General features: G+C 69.5%; 23 protein-coding genes. 9 read left to right on the top strand and 14 right to left on the bottom strand.

Annotated elements, in window-relative coordinates:
• Nucleotides 1-2 precede the first annotated feature (2 nt).
• From BLW81_RS17720 to BLW81_RS17705, 4 genes are all read right to left on the bottom strand, one after another.
• Entirely contained in the window at nt 3-515 is a 513-nt protein-coding gene (locus BLW81_RS17720; RefSeq protein WP_083408304.1) for a DUF3145 domain-containing protein, read from the bottom strand.
• A gap of 108 nt (nt 516-623) precedes the next feature.
• Nucleotides 624-1,448 carry a serine hydrolase domain-containing protein gene (locus BLW81_RS17715; RefSeq protein WP_083408303.1) on the bottom strand — a complete coding sequence of 275 codons (825 nt, stop codon included), beginning with the start codon at nt 1,446-1,448 and terminating at the stop codon, nt 624-626.
• Between the two features lie 26 nt (nt 1,449-1,474).
• On the bottom strand, nt 1,475-2,548 hold the full coding sequence (locus BLW81_RS17710; RefSeq protein WP_083408302.1) for a class I SAM-dependent methyltransferase: 1,074 nt from the start codon (nt 2,546-2,548) through the stop codon (nt 1,475-1,477).
• Nucleotides 2,549-2,628: 80 nt separating this feature from the next.
• Complete coding sequence (locus BLW81_RS17705; RefSeq protein WP_083408301.1) at nt 2,629-3,408, bottom strand: dioxygenase family protein; 780 nt, start codon at nt 3,406-3,408, stop codon at nt 2,629-2,631.
• Nucleotides 3,409-3,446: 38 nt separating this feature from the next.
• Between BLW81_RS17705 and BLW81_RS17700 the strand changes: the two genes are divergently transcribed.
• Together BLW81_RS17700 and BLW81_RS17695 are read left to right on the top strand one after the other, a co-directional pair.
• A complete protein-coding gene (locus BLW81_RS17700) occupies nt 3,447-4,532 on the top strand; it encodes an S-(hydroxymethyl)mycothiol dehydrogenase (RefSeq protein WP_083408300.1) in 1,086 nt (361 codons plus the stop codon).
• The gene (locus BLW81_RS17695) at nt 4,532-5,161 is read left to right on the top strand and encodes an MBL fold metallo-hydrolase (RefSeq protein WP_083408299.1); all 630 of its coding nucleotides are present in this window, start codon (nt 4,532-4,534) and stop codon (nt 5,159-5,161) included. Before BLW81_RS17700 ends, BLW81_RS17695 begins: the two co-directional genes overlap by 1 nt.
• Before the next feature lie 34 nt (nt 5,162-5,195).
• On the opposite strand, the gene BLW81_RS17690 is transcribed toward BLW81_RS17695, so the two are convergent.
• Nucleotides 5,196-5,942 carry an SHOCT domain-containing protein gene (locus BLW81_RS17690; protein WP_083408298.1) on the bottom strand — a complete coding sequence of 249 codons (747 nt, stop codon included), beginning with the start codon at nt 5,940-5,942 and terminating at the stop codon, nt 5,196-5,198.
• Between the two features lie 138 nt (nt 5,943-6,080).
• Here BLW81_RS17690 and BLW81_RS17685 point away from each other — a divergent pair, with 138 nt between their 5' ends.
• Entirely contained in the window at nt 6,081-7,169 is a 1,089-nt protein-coding gene (locus BLW81_RS17685) for a class I SAM-dependent methyltransferase (protein ID WP_083410620.1), read from the top strand.
• Between the two features lie 4 nt (nt 7,170-7,173).
• Here the strand turns inward: BLW81_RS17685 and BLW81_RS17680 are convergent, their stop codons facing one another.
• From BLW81_RS17680 to BLW81_RS17660, 5 genes are read right to left on the bottom strand one after another with little or no spacing between them, the layout of a single operon-like run.
• Nucleotides 7,174-8,136, bottom strand: a complete 963-nt coding sequence (locus BLW81_RS17680) for a GlxA family transcriptional regulator (RefSeq protein ID WP_083410619.1) — start codon at nt 8,134-8,136, stop codon at nt 7,174-7,176.
• Nucleotides 8,137-8,195: 59 nt separating this feature from the next.
• Nucleotides 8,196-9,959: an Hsp70 family protein gene (locus BLW81_RS17675; protein WP_083408297.1), complete on the bottom strand. Its 1,764-nt coding sequence runs from the start codon at nt 9,957-9,959 to the stop codon at nt 8,196-8,198.
• A gap of 29 nt (nt 9,960-9,988) precedes the next feature.
• A complete protein-coding gene (locus BLW81_RS17670; protein WP_157897958.1) occupies nt 9,989-11,071 on the bottom strand; it encodes an NAD(P)H-dependent amine dehydrogenase family protein in 1,083 nt (360 codons plus the stop codon).
• 49 nt (nt 11,072-11,120) lie between these two features.
• Nucleotides 11,121-12,188 carry a glycoside hydrolase family 183 protein gene (locus tag BLW81_RS17665; RefSeq protein WP_083408295.1) on the bottom strand — a complete coding sequence of 356 codons (1,068 nt, stop codon included), beginning with the start codon at nt 12,186-12,188 and terminating at the stop codon, nt 11,121-11,123.
• Complete coding sequence (locus BLW81_RS17660) at nt 12,189-12,737, bottom strand: hypothetical protein (RefSeq protein WP_157897734.1); 549 nt, start codon at nt 12,735-12,737, stop codon at nt 12,189-12,191. It lies immediately after the preceding gene.
• A gap of 180 nt (nt 12,738-12,917) precedes the next feature.
• Between BLW81_RS17660 and BLW81_RS17655 the strand changes: the two genes are divergently transcribed.
• The 5 genes from BLW81_RS17655 (at nt 12,918) to BLW81_RS17635 (ending at nt 18,888) form a co-directional block, all read left to right on the top strand.
• A complete protein-coding gene (locus BLW81_RS17655) occupies nt 12,918-14,411 on the top strand; it encodes an ABC transporter substrate-binding protein (RefSeq protein WP_083410618.1) in 1,494 nt (497 codons plus the stop codon).
• Complete coding sequence (locus BLW81_RS17650; protein ID WP_083408293.1) at nt 14,408-15,376, top strand: ABC transporter permease; 969 nt, start codon at nt 14,408-14,410, stop codon at nt 15,374-15,376. Before BLW81_RS17655 ends, BLW81_RS17650 begins: the two co-directional genes overlap by 4 nt.
• A complete protein-coding gene (locus BLW81_RS17645) occupies nt 15,373-16,242 on the top strand; it encodes an ABC transporter permease (protein WP_083408292.1) in 870 nt (289 codons plus the stop codon). Before BLW81_RS17650 ends, BLW81_RS17645 begins: the two co-directional genes overlap by 4 nt.
• On the top strand, nt 16,239-17,867 hold the full coding sequence (locus BLW81_RS17640) for a dipeptide ABC transporter ATP-binding protein (protein WP_083408291.1): 1,629 nt from the start codon (nt 16,239-16,241) through the stop codon (nt 17,865-17,867). The genes BLW81_RS17645 and BLW81_RS17640 overlap by 4 nt, the downstream gene beginning before the upstream one ends.
• A gap of 280 nt (nt 17,868-18,147) precedes the next feature.
• Entirely contained in the window at nt 18,148-18,888 is a 741-nt protein-coding gene (locus tag BLW81_RS17635; protein ID WP_083408290.1) for an SDR family NAD(P)-dependent oxidoreductase, read from the top strand.
• A gap of 18 nt (nt 18,889-18,906) precedes the next feature.
• On the opposite strand, the gene BLW81_RS17630 is transcribed toward BLW81_RS17635, so the two are convergent.
• The 3 genes from BLW81_RS17630 to BLW81_RS17620 all read right to left on the bottom strand — a co-directional run bounded on the left by BLW81_RS17630 (nt 18,907) and on the right by BLW81_RS17620 (nt 23,780).
• On the bottom strand, nt 18,907-20,550 hold the full coding sequence (locus tag BLW81_RS17630) for a DUF7800 domain-containing protein (RefSeq protein ID WP_157897733.1): 1,644 nt from the start codon (nt 20,548-20,550) through the stop codon (nt 18,907-18,909).
• Between the two features lie 106 nt (nt 20,551-20,656).
• Nucleotides 20,657-22,297, bottom strand: coding sequence for a hypothetical protein (locus tag BLW81_RS17625; protein WP_083408288.1), 1,641 nt, complete (start codon nt 22,295-22,297; stop codon nt 20,657-20,659).
• Between the two features lie 187 nt (nt 22,298-22,484).
• The gene (locus tag BLW81_RS17620) at nt 22,485-23,780 is read right to left on the bottom strand and encodes a glycosyltransferase (RefSeq protein WP_083408287.1); all 1,296 of its coding nucleotides are present in this window, start codon (nt 23,778-23,780) and stop codon (nt 22,485-22,487) included.
• Between BLW81_RS17620 and BLW81_RS17615 the strand changes: the two genes are divergently transcribed.
• Nucleotides 23,764-24,477, top strand: coding sequence for a TetR family transcriptional regulator (locus BLW81_RS17615; RefSeq protein ID WP_220096825.1), 714 nt, complete (start codon nt 23,764-23,766; stop codon nt 24,475-24,477). The two genes, BLW81_RS17620 and BLW81_RS17615, sit on opposite strands and share 17 nt — an antisense overlap.
• On the opposite strand, the gene BLW81_RS17610 is transcribed toward BLW81_RS17615, so the two are convergent.
• On the bottom strand, nt 24,474-24,662 hold the full coding sequence (locus BLW81_RS17610; RefSeq protein ID WP_083408285.1) for a hypothetical protein: 189 nt from the start codon (nt 24,660-24,662) through the stop codon (nt 24,474-24,476). The two genes, BLW81_RS17615 and BLW81_RS17610, sit on opposite strands and share 4 nt — an antisense overlap.
• Nucleotides 24,663-24,684: the final 22 nt, after the last annotated feature.

The raw sequence follows: 24,684 nt of genomic DNA, 5'->3' as shown, positions 1-24,684 counted from the left end.
AGCTACCCGACTCCGCGGCTCAGCCAGCTGACCTCCGCGCCCGCACCGCCGTCGCGGTAGGGCTCCAGCGCCTCGTCCCACGCGGTGCCCAGCACCGAGTCTAGCTCCGCGGCGAGCATGTCGGCGCCCGAGGCCATCAGCGACCGCAGCCGCATCTCCCCGACCATCACGTCACCGTTGGCGCTCATCGCCCCGCTCCACAGCCCGAGCTGCGGGGTGTGGCACCACCGGTGTCCGTCGACGCCGGGACTGGGATCCTCGGTCACCTCGAAGCGCAGCACCGACCACGAACGCAACGCGCTGGCCAAGGCGCCGCCGGTGCCGACCGGGCCGACCCAATTGGTGACCGCGCGCAGCTGTCCGGGCATCGCCGGCTGCGGGGTCCACTTCAAATTCGCCCTTGCTTGAAGGGTCGACGACAACGCCCACTCGACATGCGGGCATACCGCAGCGGGTGAGGCATGGATGTAGACCACGCCCGTCGTCGCTTCGGCGAACTGGTTCGACGCACGCATCAGCTACTCCTTCGGCTCCACGAGGGACGTCTTCCCCAACGGCCTCTGCAGATCCGAATTACAGCTGTGTCGTGCGTGTCTATTGTGCCTTGTGAGACGCCTGTTGCGCTAGTCCGGGGTAAATTCTCTCAGGACTTCGTCAGACAACGCGGGCCACAGCTCATACGCCCACTCGCCGAAGTCGCGGTCGGTGAGCACCACCAGGGCCAGATCCGCCCGCGGGTCGACCCACAAAAACGTCCCTGACTGGCCGAAATGCCCGTAGGTCGCCGGCGAGTTCGCCGACCCCGTCCAGTGCGGCGACTTGTCGTCGCGGATCTCGAAGCCCAGCCCCCAGTCGTTGGGCCGCTGCACCCCAAAGCCGGGCAACACCCCGTCCAGACCCGGGAACTGCACCGAGGTGGCCTCGGCGTGCAGTTCGGCGGACACCGTCGCCGGGCGCAGTAGGTCGCCGGCGAACGCGGCCAGATCGGCGACCGTCGACGTGACGCCGTACCCGGCCGCCGCCGCGCCGCCGTCCAGCGTCGAGTCGGTCATCGCGAGCGGTTCGAACACCGCCTCGGTCAGGTACCGGTCGAACGCGATGTCGGTGGCCTTCTCGATCGTCTCGGCGAGCACCGCGAAGCCGTAGTTCGAGTAGACCCGGCGCTTGCCGGGTTCGGCCATCGTCTTCGCCTCGTGCATCGAGTAGCCGGCGGTGTGCGCGAGCAGGTGGCGGATCGTGGACCCCGCCGGCCCGGCGTCGGTGTCGAGCGCGACGGCGCCCTCCTCGACGGCGACCTGCGCGGCGCGCGCGGCCAGCGGTTTGGTCACCGACGCCAGCGCGAACCGACGCCGGGTGTCGCCGTGCTCGGCCAGGACTCCCGACGGGCCCACCACCGCGGCGGCGGCGTTGGGGACGGGCCACTCCGCTATCGCATCCAGCGCGCTCACCGCGCCGACTCTAATCGGCGCGGGTACTACTTCCGCGCGATGTAGTAGTTGTTGATCGGGTCCGACTCGATCTCGTGCAGCCGCACGCCGGTGAAACCGGCGTCCTCGAGCATGGTGGTGGCCAGCTGGTGACCCCAGCAGGTGCCGAGCCCGGCGCCGTCGAGCCCCAGCGACACGCTCATGCAGTGCATCGTCGACACCGTGTAGAGGTAGGTCGCCAGCGGTGAGCCGACGTTGTCCTCGAGTTGCGACGACGCCTTGATGTCGACCATCAGCAGATAACCGCCGGGCCGCAGCGCGCGGTAGATGTTCGAAAGCACCGCGGCCGGGGCGGCCTGATCGTGGATGGCGTCGAAAACCGTGACCACGTCGAAGCTTTCGGGCATCTCCAGAGTCGCCACGTCCGCGGCCACGAACGATGCGTTGGGCAGGCCGAGCCGCATCGCCTCGGCGCGCCCGACGGCCAACCCTTCCTCGGAGAAGTCGATGCCGGTGAACCTGCTCGCCGGAAAGGCCCGCGCCATCACGTTGATCGCGTGCCCGCTGCCGCAGCCGATGTCGGCGACGTCGGCGCCGTCGCGCAACAGTTGCGGCAACCCCTGATCAAGCGGCAGCACGACGTCGACGAGCGCGGCGTCGAACACCTCGCCGCTCTGCTCGGCCATCAGCGAATGGAACCGCGGGTACTCGCTGTAGGACAGGCCGCCGCCGGTGCGGAACCGCTCGACGATCTTCTGCTCGACCTCGCCGAGCAGCGCGATGAACTGCGCGACGCGCGCGAGGTTGTCCGGACCGGCCGCCCGCGTCAGCACCGCCGCCCGGTGGTCAGGCAGCGCATAGGTCCCGCTCGCCGCGTCGTAGTCCACGACCCGCGCGGTCACCACCCCGCCCAGCCATTCCCGTACGTACCGTTCGTTGAGCCCGGCCGCGTCGGCGATCCGCGCGCTGGTCGCGGGTTCGGTCAGCCCGGCCAGGGTGTCCCACAGCCCGGTCTGGTGGCCGATCGACAGCAGCAGCGCCAGGCTCGCGCTGTCGATCGCGCCGACGATGCGTCCGGCGAATTCCTCCGTGGTGTCGGTGAGGTCAACGGTGTCGGTCATGGGCCGGTCCTTCCCCGGGGTGCACGTGCAAGGTCAATCGCACTCGGTCAATTGCACAACGGCGCCGCCCCTCGCGCGGTTCAAACGAGTTGGATCGACCGTTTCGCCAGGCCCATCCAGTAGCCGTCGATCACCTGGCGCGGCGCCTGCCCGGGATCGGCCGACGCGCCGAGCGCCACGAACAGCGGCGACCAGTGCTCGATCGTCGGATGCGCGTACGGCATCCCCGGCGCGCGGTGGCGGAAGTCGATCAGCGCGTCGACGTCGCCGGCGGCCAGGGTGTCGGCCGCCCAGGCGTCGAACTCCACCGACCACTGCGGCGGGTCGGCATTCGGTGACCAGTCGTCGAGGAACGGCAGCCCGTGCGTGGTGAACCCGGACCCCATGATCAGCACGCCCTCGTCGCGCAGCGGGCGCAGCCGCTCGCCGAGGCGCAGCAGCGCGGCCGGGTCCAGCGTCGGCATCGAGATCTGCAGCACCGGGATGTCGGCGTCGGGATACATGACCGTCAGCGGGACGTAGGCGCCGTGGTCGAGCCGACGGTCGGGATGGCGCCGGACCGGGCCGTCGCCCGACACCAACGCCTCGACGCGCTCGGCCAGCTGTTCGGCGCCCGGCGCGTTGTACGTCGTTTCGAAGTAGCGCTGCGGGAAGCCCCAGAAGTCGTAGGTCAACGGGGTGTCCGCCGAGGTCGAGCCGATGGTCAGCGGCTCGGATTCCCAGTGCGCGGATACGACGAGGATCGCCGCGGGGCGGGGCAGCTCGCGGGCCCAGGCCGCCAGCTGGCTCACCCACAGCTCGTCGTCGACCAACGGCGGCGCCCCGTGAGACAGATAGAGCGCCGGAAAGGGTTCGGCCATGGTTCGAGTGTGCCCCCTTCGCCTATTAGGTTGTACGCATGAGCCAAACGGTGCGCGGTGTGATCTCACGGAAGAAGGGCGAACCAGTCGAGGTCGTGGATGTGGTCATCCCCGATCCGGGTCCCGGCGAGGTGGTCGTCAAGGTCACCGCCTGCGGGGTGTGCCACACGGACCTGACCTATCGCGAGGGCGGAATCAACGACGAGTACCCGTTCCTGCTCGGCCACGAGGCCGCCGGCACCGTCGAATCGGTCGGCGATGGGGTCACCAACGTCGAGCCGGGCGACTTCGTCATCCTCAACTGGCGCGCGGTGTGCGGACAGTGCCGCGCCTGTAAGCGCGGTCGCCCGCACCTGTGCTTCGACACCCACAACGCGGCCCAGAAGATGACGCTGACCGACGGCACCGAGCTGACGCCCGCGCTGGGCATCGGCGCGTTCGCCGACAAGACCCTGGTCCACGAAGGCCAGTGCACGAAGGTCGATCCGGAGGCCGACCCCGCGGTCGCCGGGCTGCTGGGCTGCGGCGTGATGGCCGGGCTGGGCGCCGCGGTCAACACCGGCGCGGTCAACCGCGACGACACCGTGGCCGTGATCGGTTGCGGCGGTGTGGGTGACGCCGCGATCGCCGGGGCGCGACTCGTCGGCGCCAAGCGCATCATCGCCGTCGACACCGACAACAAGAAGCTCGACTGGGCGCGCGAGTTCGGCGCCACCCACACGATCAACGCCCGCGAGCTGGATCCGGTGGAGACCATCCAGGACCTGACCGACGGCTTCGGCGCCGACGTCGTCATCGACGCGGTCGGCCGGCCGGAGACCTGGAAGCAGGCGTTCTACGCCCGCGACCTGGCCGGAACCGTTGTGCTGGTGGGCGTTCCGACGCCCGACATGACGCTGGAGATGCCGCTGATCGACTTCTTCTCGCGCGGCGGGTCGCTGAAGTCCTCGTGGTACGGCGACTGCCTGCCTGAGCGCGACTTCCCCACGCTGATCAGCCTGTACCTGCAGGGCCGCCTGCCGCTGGAGAAGTTCGTGACCGAACGCATCGGCATCGACGACGTCGAAGAGGCGTTCCACAAGATGCACGGCGGCCAGGTACTGCGCTCGGTGGTGGTGTTGTGATGAACGGCGGACCGATCGGCCGGGTGGTCACGCACGGCACCTTCGAACTCGACGGCGGCAGTTGGGAAGTCGACAACAACATCTGGGTCGTCGGCGATGACAACGAGGTAGTGGTGTTCGACGCCGCCCACGACGCAGGCCCGATCGTCAATGCGGTCGGCGGCAGGCATGTGGTCGCGGTCGTGTGCACCCACGGCCACAACGATCACGTCACCGTCGCGCCGGAGCTGGGCCATGCGCTCGACGCCCCGGTGTTGCTGCATCCCGCCGACGACGTGCTGTGGCGAATGACGCACCCGGACATCGACTTTCGGTCGGTGTCCGACGGCGACACGCTGACGGTGGCCGGCACCGAACTGCGCGCGCTGCACACCCCCGGCCACTCGCCGGGTTCGGTGTGCTGGCATGCGCCCGAACTGAACGCGGTGTTCTCCGGTGACACCCTGTTCCAGGGCGGGCCGGGCGCGACGGGCCGGTCCTACTCGGACTTCCCGACCATCCTCGAGTCCATCTCGGGCCGGCTCGGCAAGTTGCCCGGCGAGACCGTCGTCTACACCGGGCACGGCGACTCCACCACCATCGGCGACGAGATCGTGAACTACGACGACTGGGTGGCGCGCGGCCACTGAAAGTGGCCATCAACATGAGCCACTGAAAGTGGCACTAGGCCTGGTTGAGGATGCGGCGTTTCTCGGCCTGGAACTCGTCCTCGGTGAGGGCTCCCGAGTCGCGCAGCGCCGCCAATTGCCGGAGCTGTTCGAGCCGGATGCCCTGGTCGCTCGGCGGCCGGCCCGCCGAAATCGAGGGCACCGCCGTCAGGTTCGGCGGGCCGTCGACGGTGAGCACCTCGTGCGGCGCGAGCGGTCGCGCCGCCTTGTTGACCCGCCCCGACCAGATCAGCGCGGCGACGAGTTCGACCACACCGACCGCGGCGAGCGCACCGCACAGCCACAGCAGCCAGCCGTATGAGCTGCCGTGGCCGAACGCCAGCCGCGGGCTGATGTAGCCGCCGACGTCGCCGTCGGTGGTGACCTCGTAGGCCCCGGCCTGCGCCACGTCGACGACCCAGACGCGCACGCGGGTGTCGCTGTTCACTGTGGTTGTCCCGCCGACGCTTTCGGTGACGACGGGATCGGCGGCGCCGGGCGGCGGTTCGATGTTGACGCTGATCTGTGGGATCGGGAAGCCGCTCGTCGGCTGGCCGGTGTCGACGGTGTGGAAGCTCACGGTCACCTCGCCGGCCGGCAGGTCGACGGTGCCGCTGCCCGGGATCGGCACCTCCCCGTAGGCGTCGAACTCGTCGAACACGAACGCGCTGAGCACCAGCGTGACGATGAATCCGACGACCGACAGCACCAGGGTGACCACGGCGACGATGACGGCGACCCGTGAAGCGACCCGTGCGCTCATGCGCGAAAGTCTGTCATGACAGGTGTCTCGGCGTCGCGCCATTGCCACGCGTCGACCAACCTTCCTGGGCGGCGCCGAGCGGCGGGGACTACCGTCGGAACTGATCGACCTGTCGTTTGCAAGTCCACGGAGGTGGCGGTGCCCGAATCCAGCATCGTCGTGCGGCCGGAGCCGATGGATAGCGGGAAGTACACCGCCGGCTCGCGGTTACAGGCGGCCGGATTGCAGCCCGCGATCAAGCTGTTCGAAGATGCGGCGGCGGCCGTGCCGATGCCGCGGGCGCCGCAGCCGCTCGTGATCGCCGACTACGGCGCCTCGACCGGACACAACTCGCTGCTGCCCATCTGCTCGGCAATCGCGGTGCTGCGCAAGCGGACCCGCGTGGATCATTCGACGCTGGTGGTGCACACCGACGTGCCGGACAACGATTTCACCGCGTTGTTCCGCACGCTGTCCGAGGATCCCGACAGCTATCTGAGCAAGGACGCCAACACGTTCGCCTCGGCGATCGGGCGGTCGTTCTACAGCCAGATCATGCCGTCCAGCAGCGTTCACCTGGGCTGGAGTTCGTGGGCGGTGCAGTGGCTCAGCCGCGTCCCTGCCCCGGTGCCCGATCATGTCCACGTCGCCTACAGCCGCGACGAGGCGGTGCGCGCCGCGTACGCCAGGCAGGCCGCCCACGACTGGCACGAGTTCATCGCGTTCCGGGGCCGCGAGTTGCGCCGCGGCGGCCGCCTGGTGGTGATGACGATGGGCGTCGGCGACGACGGCGAGGTCGGGCACCGTCCGGTGCTGACGGCGCTGGTCGACGCGATCGAGGAGTTGGTGGCCGCCGGGGTGATCACCGCCGAGGAGGCGCACCGGATGGACCTGCCGATCGTCGGCCGCTCGGAGTCCGACTTCTGCGCCCCGTTCGCGCCGAAGGGCCGATTCGAGCAACTCGAGATCGAACACCTGGAGATCTTCGACGCCGAGGACCGGTACTGGAACCAGTACCGCGCCGACGGCAACGCCGCCACGTTCGGCGCGCAGTGGGCGGCGTTCTGCCGGGCCGCGGTGTTCCCGACGCTGGCGGGCGCGCTCGACGGCGGCGCCGCCGGCCCGCGGTCGGCGGAATTCTTCGACCGGCTGGAGCGCGGCGTCGCGGCCCGCCTGGCCGCGGCGCCCGAGCAGTCCCGGATCCCGATGGCGCATGTGGTGCTGCTGAAGAGGCCGAAGGTGCAGTGAGCGCTCAACCGGCGATGCGGTCGCGAAAGGTGTTGCGGTAGTTCTGCGGTGGCACACCGGTCAGCCGGCGGAACTGGTCGCGGAAGTTGGCCGGGGAACTGAACCCGACCTCGCGTCCGATCCGTTCGACGCCGTGGTCGGTGCTCTCCAGGAGTTGCTGCGCGTGCCGGATCCGTACCCCGGTGAGCCACTGCATCGGCGTCTGGCCGGTCTCGGACTGGAACCGGCGATTGAGCGTGCGCACGCTCAGCGCCGCCTGCGCGGCGAGGTCGGCCAGGGTGAGGTCGCGGTGTGCGTTGTGCTCGATCCAAGCCAGCAGGTCGTCGAGCGTCGTCTGCGCGGCGATCGCGTTGAGCCCTGGCCGGTTGCGCACGATGAACTGCGCCTGACCACCGCTGCGGTGCAACGGTGCGACGGCCATGCGGGCCGAGTCGGCGGCCACCGCGGTGCCGTGGTCGCAGGCCACCATGTGCAGGCACAGGTCCAGTCCGGCCGACGCGCCCGCCGCGGTGAGGATCCGGCCCTCGTCGACGTAGAGCACGTCGGGGTCCAGGCGCACGGCGGGATACCGGCGCTGGAACTCGTCGGCGGCCGCCCAGTGCGTCGTCGCGCGCCGGCCGTCGAGCAGACCGGCCTCGGCGAGGATGAACGCGCCGGTGCAGATCGACGTCACCCGCGCTCCCCTGTCGTAGGCGGCCCGTAACGCGTCGAGGACGTCCGCCGGGACCTCGCCGTCGATGTCCTCGCGACCGGGAACGACGACGGTGTCCGCGGCGGACAGATCGGCGATGCCGTACTCGGTGGCGATGCCGATCGGCCCCGCCTTCACGACCGGCGCGGTGCCGCACACCATGATCCGGTATCCCGGTTCACCACAAGACAATTGGACGCGGCCGAACACCTCGATGGCGGTGCTCAGGTCGAAGGCGATGGTATCCGGCAGTGCCAGGACCGCGACGGTGTGCACCACCGCAGCCTAGCAGGAGGCTGGCAATTTCCCGGCGCTGACGCTTGATCTGGCCAGCGTCAGGGGCCCGGCGGGGCCGGGATCTGCGGCGCGGGCACCCACGGCAGGCCCGGGATCGTCGGATACGGCGCGGTCAGCGTCGGCGGGGTCCACACCGGGGGCTGCGTCGTCGGCGGCGGTTCCGGGCTCGGGGGCGGCGGCTCGGTCGGCGGCGGTGGCTCGGTGGCCGGGGGCGGCTCGGGCGACGGCGGCGGCTCGGGCGACGGCGGCGGTTCGGATGGCGGCGCCGTGACGGTCTGCGTGACCGGCGGCGGCTGGTAGACCGTCTGCGGTGGCGGCGCCTCGGCCGTCGGCTCTGGTTCGGGCGAGGGCGGCGCGGTGGTGGCGGGTTTCGGGGTGACGGTCATCGGCGGCGCGGTCGTCGACGCGGGCTCCGGCGGCGACTCGTCGCCGGTCATCACCCACACCACCGCGGCCAGCAGTGCCACGAGCACCGCGATCACGCCGCCGGCCAGCGGTACGGCGGGATTGCGGTACCACGGCACCGGCCGCGGCGGGATGTCGTCCCAGGACTCCTCTTCGAACTGCATCTGCGGGCGGACCTCGGCCGCGCCGCCGTACTCATACGGGTCGGTGGCCGCCACCTCGGGCGGCTCGTCGGCGTCGGACCAGGCGAGCGCCCCGAAGCTGCCCGACTGCGGCGCGGCATCGGCGGGCACCTCGGGCGCCATCGCCGTCGCCGCGCCCGCTGCGGCGGCCGCCTCGGGCGCCGGTGACATCGCGGTCATACCTTCCTCGACGGTGCCACGCACGGCGGCCAACCCACCGCCGATCGCCGCGGCCAGTTCGGGCTGACCCGTGGTGATCACCGGCACCCGGAACCGCTCCGACAGCGTCGTGGTGATGATGGGGATGCGCGCGCCGCCGCCGACCGACGCGACCGCGGCCAGTTCGCGCACCCCGTTGCGTTCGATCGTGTCCTGCAGCGCGTCGGCGAAGCCGGACAGCGGCCCGCGCAGCACGTCGTCGAGTTCGGTGCGGGTCAGCCGCACGTCGCTGCGGTGCCCGGGCAGTTCGGCGACCAGGGAGGTGAACGACGCGGTGGAGAGCCGCTCCTTGGCGCCGCGGCACTGCGCCCGTAGCCGGGTCAGCGACCCGATCGACGAGGTGCCCGACAGGTCGATGGTCCCGGCCGCTGACAGATCCTCGATGACGTGGGTCAGCAGCGCCTGGTCGACCAGATCGCCGGACAGGTCGGTGTGGCGCACCGTCGACCCGATCGGCGCGAAGCCGTTGCCGGCGTCGACCAGGGTGATGCTGGTCCCGGTGCCGCCAAAGTCACACAGCGCGATGACGCCGCGGGTCGGCAGGCCGGGGTCGTTCTGCAGCGCGGTCAGCGCCGCCACCGAATCGGCCACCAGCACCGGGCGCCGGAACTCGTCGAGGTCGGCGAGCGCCGTCCGCAGCGCCTCCACGGCCGCGGGCCGCCAGTGCGCCGGATGCGTCACCGCGGCGGGTTCGCTGACGGGGCGGCCGCCGCCGACGGCGTAGAGCATGGCGCGCAGCGCGTCGGCGAGCACGGTGTCGGCGCGGTGCGTGGAACCGTCGGCGGCCACGATGCCGACCGGGTCGCCGACGCGGTCGACGAAATCGGTCAGGATCAGACCGCGCTCGTTGAGGTTGCGGTTCTCGCTGGGCACGCCGACCTCCGGCGGCCGGTGCGCGAACCGCGTCAGCACCGGGGACCGGGTGACCGCTGCCCTGCCCACCACGACGGCCGTCAGGTTGGTCGCACCAACCGACAGCCCTACGCCGTCCACCATCACTCCCCGTCCCGCTGTTTCGCGTCCCGTCAGCGGATGGTGCCCGCGCCGGGGATCAATGGCAAATCCAGCGCCGTCACCCAGCCCGGCGACCGGTCGTTGACGGCGGGCACGGCGTTGAGCGCGCGCAGGCCCGTCGCCAGGCAGCCGGCGGCCGCAGCGTCGCGGCCCGAGCCGTCGGTGAACCGGAACGCGGTCTCCTGGAAGATGCTGGGCGTGCCTTCGATGTCGACGCGGTAGACGTCGTTCTCGTTGCCCGACGGCCACTCCGGCGCAGCGTCGTCGCCGATGCGGTTGACGTGTTCGAGTTGGATACGGGTCTCACCCTGGTACACGCCGTTGATGGTGAACCGCACGGCCGCGACGTGACCCGCCGGGATCACCCCCTTGGCCGACTTGCGGTCGGTTGGGGTCACCCATTTGTCGTACGTGGTGGTGATCTCGTCGAGCATGATTCCCGCCGCGTGCGCGATCATCGGAACCGTTGCACCCCAAGCGAATACGAGGATGTCAGACGTCTCGAGCATCGCCTTCTTCTCGGGTGGGCGGCCGATGCCCATCTCGCGCTCGTAGTCACCGGTGTAGTTGGTGTAGTCCAGCAGCTCGGACGCGCGGACCTTGCGGACTTCCGAGCACAGCCCCATCAGCGTCATCGGGAACAGGTCGTTGGCGAAACCCGGATCGATGCCGGTGGTCAGGCACGACGACTCACCCAGTTCGCAGGCCGCGGTGATCGGCTCGATCCAGTTCGGCGGGTTGAGGTGCATGGTCGGCCACACCCACGGCGTCATCGCCGTCGAGCAGACGTCGATGCCGGCCCGCAGGAACCGGGTGATCAGCCCGATGTTGTCGTCGGCGTGCGCGGCGGTCGGCCCGTAATGCACCAGCGCATCGGGTTTCAGCGCGATCAGCGCGTCGACGTCGTCGGTCGCGGTGATCCCGAGCGGGCTGTCCAGTCCGCAGATCTCGCCGACGTCGCGGCCCACCTTGTCGGGGTTGCTCACGCCGACACCGATCAACTCGAACAGCGGGTGCTTGACGATCTCGGGGATCACCATCTTGCCGACGAACCCGGTGCCCCACACCACGACACGCTTGGCGCCAGAATCCATTGCCACGGGCTACACCATAGGCGGGTGCCACCGCCGACCGTCGCGAAAGCTAGAGGTTGATCGGATCGGTCGGCTGCACGGTCCCGGTGCTGTCCTTCAGCGACGCCTTGAATTGCATTGCCCGGTACGGCCAGCCGGTCGCGGTGTTCCACTGCGAGACAACCAGGCCGATGCCGCCGTCGACGTCGAAGCGCGACCCGGGCAGCAGGTATCCGCCGTACAGCTGGGCGACCTGATTGTCGCGGTGGTTCTCCGTGTCCCAGGCCGATCCGGTGACGGGGATCTGGATCGGCGTGGTGTGCATGTTGGCCACCGGCGAGTCCACCACCCGGTAACCCAGCGCGTAACCGGAGGCAAGGAAACCGCCCAGCACCCACTTGCCGGTCCGGACGCGGCGGAACGTCAACTCGCCCCAGCGTTCCCCGACGGGCGTGATCGGTGTCGCCGTGGTGCCCCACCGCCAGCGGCCGTCGATGAACCCCCAGCTGTGATAGCGCGTCCGGTCACCGATGTGAGCCGGCCGGACCCGCATCAGGATGATGCCCTTGTCGCGCTGAAAACCCGTCGCCGCCACGTAAACCCAGCCGTCGTCGGGGTCGTGGTCCCAGGCCCAGCACTGGGCGTGGCCGTCGTGCAGCGCCGCCGGGAACTTGGCCTTCCGCCCCATGTGCGTCCACGTGACGCCGCTGTCGTCGGACCGCCAGATCTCGGTCCACACGACGGTGCCGAAGCCGCGGTTGACGATGGCGTGCAGGTACATCGAGTCGCCGACGGTCAGTAGGTCAGACGGGATCACCGTGCTGATCCCGCCTCGGCGCCAGCCGCCTGCGGCGTCGTCATGCACGTAGTGCCACAGTTGGTGCGCGTAGTCGGGGTCGCTGCCGCCGGCGCGTTCGTAGACGATTTCGTGGTCGGCATCGCCGCTGCCGACCAGCACGACCGGCGAGCGCCAGTGGCCCTCCCCGACCCGCTCGCCCGAGAAGGTGTCACCGAACACCGACACCAGTGTGCCGTTCGGCGCGATTGCCGATGCCCCGAGGTCGGTGCAGGTGACGCCCCAGCGGTCGGTCAGCCCGGGACCGGTCAGGTCCACCAGTTTGCCGCCGCGAAAGGGCATCTAGAAGCAGCGGCGCAGGCCGCCCGGTTCGCAGATCAACGGATACGGGGTGACGGGGATGTCGAGCGGTCGGCTGTACGTCATCGTCAGAGGCAGCTCCACCATCCCGGCCGGCTGATCGCACACACCGGCGCCGTTGAAGATCTGCACGCTGCCGGTCAGCGTCGCCCCGTCGAACGAGTAGATCTCCTTCTGCAGGGCCGTGCTGCCGTCCGGGCACGTTTTCACCGAGTCGAACGTGTTCGACTGAAACGTCCAGCGGCCACCTATCTGCGTGGCCTCCGATCCGCCGCGGCCGGCGGGCGTGACCTTGAGCCGGCAGGCGACCGGGAGGATCAGCGGCTCGCGCAGGTCGCCGACCGTCGGTACACAGATCGGGTAGATCTCCCACGTGGTCTCGGCTTGACCGTCGATCCGCACGGTGTAGTTGCCCTCGGGGGTGTCCGGCGACTTCACGTCGCCCTGCGCGCCGGCGACGCCTGCGGCGCTGAGCGCGACGCCGGCGACCAGCATCACGGCGGTGAGCATCCGCGCGATCGTCTTTCTCAACCTCGTGCCCTTCCGCTGTCCACAGTGCATACGAGTATCACAGTGTGCACGGCGCCCCGTCACAGCTTTGCCCGGCTCCGCGTTTCGGCGACCACCGCTGCGGGGTAAAGACGGGGCACGCGATTCGGGGAGAGATCTGTGAAACGAGTGGTGACGGCCGTGGCGGCCCTCGCCACAGCGATGCTCGCGGCGATCATGGTGGCCGGCTGTTCGACCGGCGAAGGGGTCGACCTCGGTGAGTCGTCGGACAATCTGATCGCTGCGATCGCCGGGGAACCCGACCAGCTCGACCCCCAAAAGACGAGCGCGTACTTCTCGTTCGAGGTGCTCGAGAACGTCTTCGACACGCTCGTCGAACCCGACGCCGCGCTGGAGATGCGGCCGGCGCTCGCGCAGTCGTGGGAGGTCAGCCCCGACCAGCTGACTTGGACATTCCGGCTGCGCCCGGGCGTGACGTTTCACGACGGCAGACCGTTCACCGCCGACGACGTCGTGTACTCCTACCGCCGCATCATCGACGAGCAGTTGACGAACGCCGACAAGTTCAGCGCGGTCACCGATGTCCGGGCCGTCGACCCGATGACCGTGGAGATCCGGGTCAAGCAGCCGACACCGAACCTGCTGACCAATCTCGGCGGGTTCAAGGGCATGGCGATCGTGCAGCGCGCCAACGTCGAAAGCGGGCAGATCGCGAGTCACCCGATCGGCACCGGCCCGTTCGCGTTCCAGTCGCAGAAGAGCGGGGACTCGATCACGCTGGCAGCCAACCCGTCCTACTGGGGCGGCGCCCCCGCGGTCGCCGGGGTGACGTTCCGCTTCATCTCCGAACCGTCGACGGCACTGTCGGCGCTGCAGGCCGGCGAGGTCGACTGGACCGATTCCATTCCGCCGCAGCGGGTGGCGCAGCTGCGCGACGACGAGTCGCTGCACCTGGCGGTGACCGCGAGCAACGACTACTGGTATCTCGCGCTCAACGAGGCCCGACGACCGTGGAACGACGTGCGGGTGCGCCAGGCCGTCGCCTACGGCATCGACCGCGACGCGATCGTCCAGGCCACCAGTTACGGCACTGCTGTCGCCAACCAGCTGGCAATCCCCGAGGGCAATCCCTGGCACACCGACTACGACCGCTACCGCTATGACCCCGATGAGGCCAACCGGCTGCTCGACGAGGCCGGCGTCGGTGACGCAACGATGGACATGCTGGTCACCAGCGAGTACCCCGAGACCGTGACGGCCGCGCAGGTGATCGCCGATAACCTTGCGCCGCTGGGCATTACGGTCAACATTCGCACCGTCGACTTCGCGACCTGGCTCGACGAACAGAACTCCGGCAACTTCGACATGCTGATGATGGGATGGCTGGGCAACATCGACCCGGACGACTTCTACTACGCCCAGCACCACACCGACGGCACCAGCAACGCCCAGAAGTTCTCCGACCGCGAGGTCGACCGGCTGCTCGACGCCGGCCGCGTCGAAACCGACCGGGCGGCGCGCAACGACATCTACCGCAGGGCCGCCACGCGCATCGCCGACGAGGTCAGCTACATCTACCTGTACAACCCATCGGTGATCCAGGCGTGGGTGCCAAACCTGTCGGGATACGAGGCCCGCCGCGACGGCGCCGTGCGGTTCCGCACGGCGGACCTGTCCGAGGACCGGGCCGCATGAGCCGGTGGGTGAGCCATCCCGTCGTGCGCTTCGTCGCGCGGCGGTTGGCGTATTCGGCGGTGGTGTTGCTCGGGGTGCTGATTGTCAGCTTCGCGTTGGTGCACCTGGTCCCCGGCGACCCGGTGCGGATCGCGCTCGGCACCCGCTACACCCCGCAGGCCTACGAGGCGCTGCGCACGGCGAGCGGCCTCGACCAACCGATTGTGGGGCAGTTCTTCTCCTACATCGGCTCCGCGCTGCGGGGTGACCTCGGCGTCAGCTTCCGCAACGGCGACCCGGTGACGCAGATTCTGCTCGACCGGCTGCCCGCGACGGTGTCGCTGGCCGCGGTGGGCATCGTGATCGCGTTGCTGATCGCGATTCCGGCCGGCATCTGGTCGGCGCTGCGCGAAGGCAAGGTGAGCGACGCGATCGTGCGGGTCGGCAGCCAGTTCGGGGTGTCCATCCCGGACTTCTGGATGGGCATCCTGCTGATCGCGCTGTTCGCCTCGACGCTGCATTGGCTGCCGACGTCGGGATACCGCCCGCTGCTGACGGATCCGGGTGGGTGGCTGCGCCATCTGATCCTGCCCGCGCTGACGGTCGGTCTGGTCGCCGGCGCCATCATGACGCGCTACGTGCGCTCGGCGGTGCTCGAGGTCGCCGCGATGGGATATGTGCGCACGGCCCGATCCAAAGGCCTTGCCCCGCAGGTGGTCACGCTGCGCCACACTGTGCGTAACGCGTTGATCCCGATCCTGACGATCACCGGTATCCAACTGGCGACGATCATGTCGGGCGTCATCGTCGTCGAGGTGGTGTTCGCGTGGCCCGGTCTGGGCCGACTGGTCTACAACGCGGTCGCCGCGCGCGACTACCCCGTCATCCAGGGCACCATCCTGCTGATCGCGGCGCTGTTTCTGTTGATCAACCTGATCGTGGACGTGCTCTACGCGGTCGTCGACCCGAGGATCCGGCTGTCATGACCGCACCGACCAGGACGTCGTCGTGGCGGCTGCTGATGGCCAACCCGGTCACGGTGGTCAGCGTCGCGCTGCTGGTGGTGATCGCGTTCGTCGCGGTCACCGCCAATTGGATTGCGCCGTACGGCATCAACGACGTCGACGTGCCGAATGCGCTGCGGCCCCCCAGCGGGGCGCACTGGTTCGGCACCGACGAACTGGGCCGCGACGTGTTTTCCCGTGTGTTGGTCGCCACGCAGGCCTCGATGCGGGTCGCGGTGATCAGCGTGGCGTTCGCGGTGGTGGTCGGGGTGACGGTCGGCGTCGTCTCCGGCTACCGGGGCGGCTGGCTGGACACGGTGTTCATGCGGGTGGTCGACGTGATGTTCGCGTTCCCGGTACTGCTGCTGGCGCTGGCGGTGGTGGCGATCCTGGGACCGGGTGTGACGACGACGATCCTGGCGATCGGCATCGTCTACACGCCGATCTTCGCGCGGGTGGCGCGGGCCAGCACGATGAGCGTGCGGGTCGAACCGTTCGTGTCGGTGTCGCGCAGCATGGGCACCGGCCACCTGTACATCCTCGGGCGCCACATCGTCCCGAACATCGCGGGGCCGCTGGTGGTGCAGACGTCGCTGTCGTTGGCGTTCGCGATCCTGTCCGAGGCAGCGTTGTCGTTCCTGGGCTTGGGGATTCAACCGCCGCAGCCGTCGCTGGGTCGGATGATCTTCGACTCGCAGGGTTTCGTGACGCTGGCGTGGTGGATGGCGGTGTTCCCCGGCGCGGCGATCTTCGTCGCGGTGCTGGCGTTCAACCTGCTCGGCGACGGGTTGCGGGACGTGTTGGATCCGAAGCAGCGCACGATGATCGAGGCCCGGAGGGCGAAGTGACCGACCCGGTGTTGAGCGTGCGCGACCTGAGGGTCGGCATCGGCAGGCGCGAGATCGTGCACGGCGTGTCGTTCGACGTGCACCGCGGGCAGACGCTCGGCATCGTCGGTGAGTCCGGGTCGGGCAAGTCGATGACCGTGCTGGCTGCGACCGGACTGCTCGATGCGCCCGGTGCGACGGTCGCCGGAACCAGCACGCTGACAACGGAATCGGGGTCGGTGCAGTTGGTCGGTGCGTCGAACCGCCGACTGCGCAGCGTGCACGGCGGTCAGATCGGTTTCGTGTTCCAGGATCCGGGCACATCGCTGAACCCGCTGTTGACGCTGGAGCGCCAGATCACCGAATCGCTGGAGGCGCATCGCAAGATGGGTCGGCAGCAGGCGCGGGGGCGTGCGCTCGAGTTGCTCACCGCCGTCGGCCTGCCCGATCCGGAGACCAAGCTCGGGGCCTACCCGCATCAGTTGTCGGGCGGGCAGAAGCAGCGGGTGATGATCGCGATCGCGATGGCGTGCGACCCGGCGCTGCTGATCGCCGACGAACCGACCACCGCGCTGGACGTCACGACCCAGGCGCAGATCATCGAGCTGGTGGCCCAGTTGCAGCGCGACTTCGGCACCGCGGTGGTGTGGATCAGCCACGACCTCGGGGTGATCGGTCAGGTGGCCGACGACGTGACGGTGTTGCGCAGCGGTGAGGCGGTCGAACAAGCCTCGGTCAGCGACGTTTTCGACCACCCCGGCCACGACTACACGCGCGAGTTGCTCGCCGCGCGCCCGCTGATCGGCCGCGACGGCCCCCCGGCGGCGCCCGACGCCTCGGTCCTGCTCGACGTCGCGGGTCTCGACGTGCGCTTCGAGATCAGCACACCGGTCGGCAAGTCGAGCGTGCATGCGGTCAAGGACCTGTCGTTTCAGATCCGGCGCGGCACGACGCTGGGGCTCGTCGGCGAATCAGGCTCGGGCAAGTCGACGGTCGCGGCCGCGCTGACCGGCCTGGTGCAGCCGGACGCGGGCACCGCGACCCTCGACGACGTCGACGTGTTCGGGGTGCGCGGGTCGGCGCAGAAGGCGATGCGACGGCGGATCGGCCTGGTGTTCCAGGACCCGTTCTCGTCGGTCAATCCGCGCGCCCGCGTCGCCGCGACGATCAGCGAGCCGCTGATCGTGCACGGGCTGGCCAAGGGCAGGCACGCCCGCGCGCAGCGGGTCGCCGAACTGCTCGACCTCGTCGGGCTGCCGTCGGAGTACGCGTCGCGGTTCCCGCACGAGCTGTCCGGAGGTGAACGCCAGCGGGTGAGCATCGCGCGGGCGCTCGCCGGTGAACCCGATCTGTTGATCCTCGACGAAGCGACTGCGGCGCTGGATGTTTCGGTTCAGGCGCGCGTGCTGGAGTTGCTGGCGAAGCTGCAGCGGGAACTGGGACTGACGTACCTGTTCATCGCGCACGACCTGGCGATCGTGCAGCAGGTCAGCCACGACGTGCTGGTGATGCGCGACGGGGCGGCGGTCGAGTACCGGCCCGCCGCGGAGCTGTTCGCGTCGCCGCACGACGAGTACACCCGGGCGCTGCTGGCCGCTGTCCCGCCGGAACGCCCGCGGGCCGTCGCGCCCGGGGCGCCGAAATAGCGCAGCGGCGGGCCCAGCCGCGAATTTGCACACAGGGTCGTGGATCGGCCGCCGCAACGACCCTCAACGCAATAACCAGCCCGACCGTCCCGCCGCAATCGATCGAACAGCCCTCACCTCTCACTCGCCGCAGCGGCGGGCCCAGCCGCGAATTTTGCACACAGGGTCGCGGATCGTCCGCCCCAACAACCCTCAACGCAAAAACCAGCCCGACCGTCGCGCCGGGCGATCGAACAGCCCTCACCTCTCACTCGCCGCGGCCATGAGAGGGTCTACAACCATGACTCAACTCGACGGCAAGGTCGCATTGGTGACGGGCGCTTCGGCGGGGCTGGGCGCGGCGGTCGCGCAGCTGTTCGCCGAACGCGGCGCGAAGGTGTTCGGCATCGCCCGCGACGCCGAGCGAATGGCGGAGGTGTTCGAGCAGGTGCCCGGCGGGCGGTTCGCGTCGGTCGACGTGACGTCCGCGGCAGCGTGCCGCGACGCCGTCGCGCAGTGCGTCGCCGAGTTCGGCCGGCTCGACGTGCTGGCCAACGTCGCGGGTTTCCACCAGATGCGCCACACCACGACGATGACCGACGACGAGTGGGATCGCGACCTCGCGGTCAACCTCAACGGCCCGTTCTATCTCTGCCGCGCGGCGCTGCCACACCTGCTCGAGTCGGCAGGCAACATCGTCAACGTCGCGTCGATCGCGGGCGTGGAGGGCGAGGTCTACTCGGCCGGCTACTGCGCAGCCAAGCACGGCCTCATCGGCCTCACCCGCGCGCTGGCGGTCGAGTACACCAAGGAGAAGGTCCGGGTGAACGCGATCTGTCCCGGCGGCATGCCCACCGCGCAGACCACCGAGTTCACCGCGCCCGACAACGCCGACTGGGACCTCATCATGCGCATCGCCTCGCCGCGCGGGTTCATGGACACCGTCGACGTGGCCAAGACAATCGCGTTCCTCGCCAGCGACGACGCCGCCGCGATCCACGGCGCCGTGTACCGCGTGGACAACGGAAAAGGCGCGGGCTGAGGCGGTTTCGCGACGACGTCAGAGGAGCTTGTGCTCGATCACCGCGGTCAGATGCGGCTTGCGCCAGCCGCCGGTGACCTTCTCGATGCGCACACCCATCTCACCGCCGGCGATCTCGAGCGTGCCGATCTGGTTGCGGAAGTGCGGCATCGTCACCGGACGCCACCGCAGCCGGGGCGCACCCACGTCGACGGTCTTGGCCAGCAGTTTGCCGAACCTCTCTGCAACGCGAGTATGGCCGAGCCGCAACACGACTCGCTCCACCGCCGACGGCTCCTTGCGCAGCCCCGAGCACACCACCTGCCACACTTTCGTCGTCGCGGGCGGGGCGTCCTCGGGTAGCGACACCTCCGAGACCCAGCAGTGGTGCACGTCGCCGCCGAACGCCACCATCGACTGCGGCGCGGTGCCTCGGCGGCCGGTGGCCACATCGATCACCAGGTCCTCGAACTTGCGGTAGCTGTCCTGAAAACACGCCCAGTGGTCGAGGTTCGCGGTGATACGGACCTTTTCGCCCACCCCGCACAACCGTCGGCCCCAGGCCCCGTCGGTGACCGCCTCCGACCACGCCTCGATGTGGTGCATCCCGTAGGGCAGCAGCATCGGCAGCGAACTGGCGAACAGCAGGTGGTCGTAGTGGCCGTCGACCTTGGCCGTGATCCAGTTCCATTCCTCGTCGGTCATGATCTTGCGCTGTCCCGGCCGCAACTGTCGCCCGGTACGGGCGTCGGCGACGATCAGGCGGGTGGACCCCAAGTCGCGGCACATGCTGAAATATGAGGCGCCGTCGTCCTTTTCGGCCATCTGCGCGAGTTCTCGAATCGGCTCCAAACCATTCCTGGTCTCGATGACCCGCTGAAACGTCTCGTCCTTGGCCAATTCGTCCGGCGACATGTTGCCCAGGTGCTGATAGACCCAGTACGCCATCAACCCGCCGATGATCCGGGTCTGGTACCAGTCGGTCTTGCGTTTCTCCTCGAGCCACGCCTGCGAGGTGTTCCATTTGTCGTTGATCTCGTGGTCGTCGAACATCATCGACGTCGGCAGCGTCGAGAGCATCCACCGCACCACCGGGTCGCTCCAGGCGTCCCAGTAGCCGATGCAGTACTCCTCGAAGTCCTCGAGCACCTCGACGGGACCGTTCGCGTGCACTTCGCGTTCGGCGACGAGGTCTTTGATCGTGTCGTTGACCTGGTCGGCGTAGAGCTGATCGCCCATCATCAACAGCGCGTCCGGCCACATGGCCGACGGCTGGCGCAGCATCCGCTGACCGTAGGTGCGCAGAACGTCGATGCCTTGACCCTTGGGGTGCCACCAGTGCTGGTAGGTGTAGGGCGGCCGGTGCGGCGCCGACGCGCGACACGACCCGAACAACAGTCGCAGCGAGCCGTCGCGCGGCATCAAGCGGATCCGCGGAGCCGGGAATTCGTAGTCGGATGGCGGCCACGCGGTCCGGCCGTCGAGCCGGACGTCGTAGGGATGCTCGCGGTCCGGGTCCAAATCGGTGATGCAGACGATCGCGAAGTGGTGGCCCTCGACCTCGAAGGTGTCGGCGCGGCTGCCGAGAACCTCGACCTCGCAGGGCTTGTCGGTCTCGACCCAGACGGTCGCGTCGGTCGTGCCGACGTGCCGAAGCAGGGGCCCCACGCGAACTTCGGGCATCGCCCCATCATGCATCACTTATTGACGCCTACACCGATATTGAGTGCGGATTTCGGTGCAGTTGGTTGCGCTGACCGCCACCAACTACACCGAAACCACGCGGTGCTCAGTGCTCGGGCCGACGGCGTCCCAGGAAGAACGCCAGACCGATGGCGCCGAAGCCCAGGGTGCCGATCACGCCGGCCGCCACCATCAAGAAGATGTCCCGTCCGCTGAGGCCGCCGGACGCCGCCTCGTCGGAGGCCAGGCGCAGCCGGTAGTCGCCGGGCAGCGGACCCTCGGCGGGTTCGCTGAGCCCCGGGAACTGCTGGGTCTTGCGGACCTCGAACTGACGCTCGCCGCCTGCGGTCTGGGTCCATTCACCCCAGGCCGGGGTGGCGCCGTCGAGCAGCACCTTGCGGCCGCCGTAGACGGGATCCTGACCGACGTCGACGATCTGGCGGACCCGGAACGGCTCGTAGCGAGCGTTCGAGTAGTTCACCAGCACGGGGACGTTGTCGTAGCGCAGCACCGGCGGCGGGGGCGGCGGCAGCGGCAGCCCGGCACCCGGGAAGTAGCCGCCTCCGAAGAAGCTGCCCACGGCGATGCTGGTCGCCGCCTGCGCCAGGTCGATCGCGGCGTTGACCGGTGCCAGCACCGCGGCGGTGAAGCTGTACGCCGCGAACTGCGCCGCCTCGAGCACCAGCCGCGCCAGCGGCGGGATGTACACGATGCGCGGACGCATGTCGTACATGTAGACGATGCGCACCGGATTGCGGAACGGGTTCATCAGCACGGGCCGGTAGTACTCGTCGTACTCGATCCAGTCGGGCCGCCACTGCCGCACGTTGGACACGAGCTCGAAGTCGCGGTCCCGCTTGGCGTCGATCTCGGCCTTGGCGCTGACGCTGGCCTCGTTGCCGTTGAGGCCGAGGGTCAGATCCACCGACTGCTTGAAGGCGTTGACGTCCTGCTCGGGCGCGGGCGCGGGCTCGGGCTCGAAGACCGGCTTGGCGTTCTTGGCCAGCTCGATGTCCTCGGTCGGGGCCTCCAGCGTCTCCGGCGCGAGGGTCTCGATCTCCTTGGCGGCCTGCGTGATCGACACCGTCGGGGTGTCGGACTCGCTGCCCTCTTCGGCGGTGGCCGACTCGCTGGTCTCGGACTCGCGCGACTCGCTGGTCTCGGTCCCGCTGGCCGGGGTCTCCGACGCACTGGTCGCCGTGGCCGACGTGCTCTCGGTGGCCGGCGCGAGCGCGGCCGACGACCCGGGCGCACTCGTGGTCGGCTCCTCAGCCTCGGCCTCCGCCGACGTCGTCGCCGGCGCGCTGGTCGCGGTCGACGGTGCGGTCGAGGTCGACGGCGTGCGTTCGACGGTGGTGGACGGCTCGTCGGCCGGCTCGGCGGTCTCCACCGCGGTGCTGGTCTGCGGTGCCGGCGCCTGGGTCTGCGGCTCGGGTTCCGGAGCGGGCTCGGGTTCGGGAGCGGGCTCGGGTTCGGGAGCGGGCGCCGGCGCGGGCTCGACAGCGGCCGGTGCCTGCGGCTGCGGGGCCACCTGCGCGGGTTGCGACGGCGGCGCCGCCGGCGCCTCGGCGGTCTCCTCGGGCTCCGGGGCGCTCACCTCGGGTTCCGGCGCGGCCGTGGTCGTCACGACGTCGTCGAAGCCTGGTTGCGCGACCGCCGGCGAAAGGCCGGCCGTCAACGCCGTCAGCGAGATGACGACTCCCGACGCGAGAACCGCGACGCCGTGCTTATAAAGCGGTGCACCCATCGTGCACAACTCCCTTCTCATCCGTGGCGTTGACGCCACTCCCCCGACCTGCGACAGACCTGCCTGGTACGGGTGCCCGAAGGTGGCCCGGTTCCAGTCTCAGAAGATTCATCGCTGGGCTGGCTCAGGTGTTACAGCCAGACGATCAGCCTCCACCGCGGACGCGGCGGTGACAACCGCAAATCGCTCAGCGCGTGCCGCCGGAGCTCGACGTGCCCACCAGACCGTCGACGATTTCGGCCAGCCCGTCGAAGCCCGGCGAGGCCGCCATGTCCGCCGCGATGCGCTCGCTGGCGTTCCGGTAACGCGGGTCGTTGAGCACGCGCAGGATCTCGCGGCGCAGCGCGCGCGGCGACGGGTGTTCGGCGCGAAGGCGTCGCCCGACACCGGACCACTGCACGCGCGCGCCGACCTCGGGCTTGTCCTCCTTGCCGCCGGTGGCGACGATCGGCACCCCGTGACGCAGTGCATACTGCACGCCGCCGTAGCCGCCATTGGTCACGAAAACCGCGGTGCGCGGCAGCAATTCGTCGTACGGCAGATACTCCGCCGCGCGGGCGTTGTCCGGCAGCGGCGGCAGCGTGTCCACGGGTCTGCCGCCCGTCGACACCACGACCAGCACGTCGTCGTCGGCGAGCGCGCTTAGCGTCGGCGCGATCGCCTGGTCGTAGTCGATGTTGGCGACGGTGCCCTGCGTGACGTGCACGACGGGCCGGTCGCCGTCCAGATCAGGCCACCACGGCGGCAGCGGTGCCGACGATCCGGTCGCCGACAGCGGACCCGCGAAACAGCGATTCGGCGGGGCGTCGGACACCGGGTACTCGAACGCGGGCACCGTGAACTGCACCAGCGCCTCGGCGCGCCGACCCCAGTTCATGAAGGTTCCCGGCATCGCCGTGCCGTGCACGTCGCGGTGGAACGCGTCGATGGTGGCGTAGGCGCCGCGCAGAATGCGGCGGTGCATCGCCAGTAGCGCCGCGTTGCGGGCACGGTTTCCGAAGCGCGCAGGCGCTAATCCCATCCCGAACGGCGCGACGTCGCGGCTCTCGATGCACAGCGGAATGACGCAGCACATGACGACGGGAGGGCGTTCCGCGCGGACACGTCCGAGCAGGAACGCCGCGCCGAGGAAGGTGGGCTCGGAGAGCACCACGTCGGCGGGCCGGGCGGCAAGTACCGAGGCCAGCGCCTGGTACTGCGCCTTGGCGGGCCGGGCAAAGACGTGCTCGACGTCGAAGGCGACCGCTCGGGTGCCCTTGAGTTTCGCGCGTTCGGGGAACTGGTCACACAGGGGCCGCTCGTCGAACTCGGCTTCCGCGGGCAGCGCGATGAACTCGGCACCGGTGGCGGCGACCCTGTCCGCGAACGCCGCGCCGGTGAGGAACCGGACGTCGTCACCGCGGGCGACGAAGTTCTCGGCGACGGTCAGTAGCGGTGCGATGTGCCCCTGCGCCGGCACGCTGGTGATGACGATCGATGACATGGCGCCCCCCGGCGTTCGCTATGGTGAGCTAGTATTCATTACTGTGTCACCCAAGTCAATGCCCGGGCGTCGCACTTACCGCTCGGAACTGCGCCGGCGGCAGGCCGAGCAGACGCGGTCCCGCGTCGTGGCGGCGGCCGCCGAGCTGTTCGCCGCCGAGGGTTACGCCCGCACGACCCTGGCCAAGATCGCGTCACAGGCCGGAGTCTCCGCCGAGACCGTCCAGTTGCACGGACCGAAGGCGAAGCTTCTCATCGCGGCGATCGAGTACGCGGCGGTCGGCGTGGTGGGCGAAGAGAACCTGCTGAACCTCCAGGCGGGACGCGACCTGGTGGCCGTCGCCGACGTCGACGCAGCGGTCGATGCGATGGTGGCGCTGCAGGACGACGTGAACCATCGCACCGCCGACCTGGCGCAGGCGCTGCACGGCGGCGCCGCGGCTGACCCCGAACTGCAGCGGTATCGCGCCGAGGTGATCGCCGGCGTCAACAGCCAAATCCATAGAGTCCTCGAGATTTTCGAGGGTCGCGGCTGGCTGCGCGACGACGTCGCGTTCGACGAACTCGTGGAGACGACGGCAGTGATCTGCAGCGTCGACACCTACATCCGCATGAACCGTCACGACGGCTGGACGCGCACCGCCTGCCGGGCGTGGTGCCGCCGAATGCTGCTGGAGACCGTCTTTCGCGTCGCCTAGCGCTTCGACTTGCGCAGGCCGCCGACTACGAGGGCGATGCCGATCAGCGCGATGATCGGCCCGAGCACCGACCAGGTGGTGGTGTTGCTCATCGGGCTGCCGCCGACGACGCCGAACCCCTGCAGCGCGAACAGCAGACCGAACAACGCGACAACCACACCGACGAAGACGATGGCGAACCTCATGGCCTCACAGTAGGCGGCGGCT

Source organism: Mycolicibacterium rutilum (assembly GCF_900108565.1).
In the GTDB taxonomy this organism is placed as follows: Bacteria; Actinomycetota; Actinomycetes; order Mycobacteriales; family Mycobacteriaceae; genus Mycobacterium; species Mycobacterium rutilum.
Note: the sequence above shows the minus strand (reverse complement) of the source record. Positions and strands in the feature narration are given on the sequence as shown.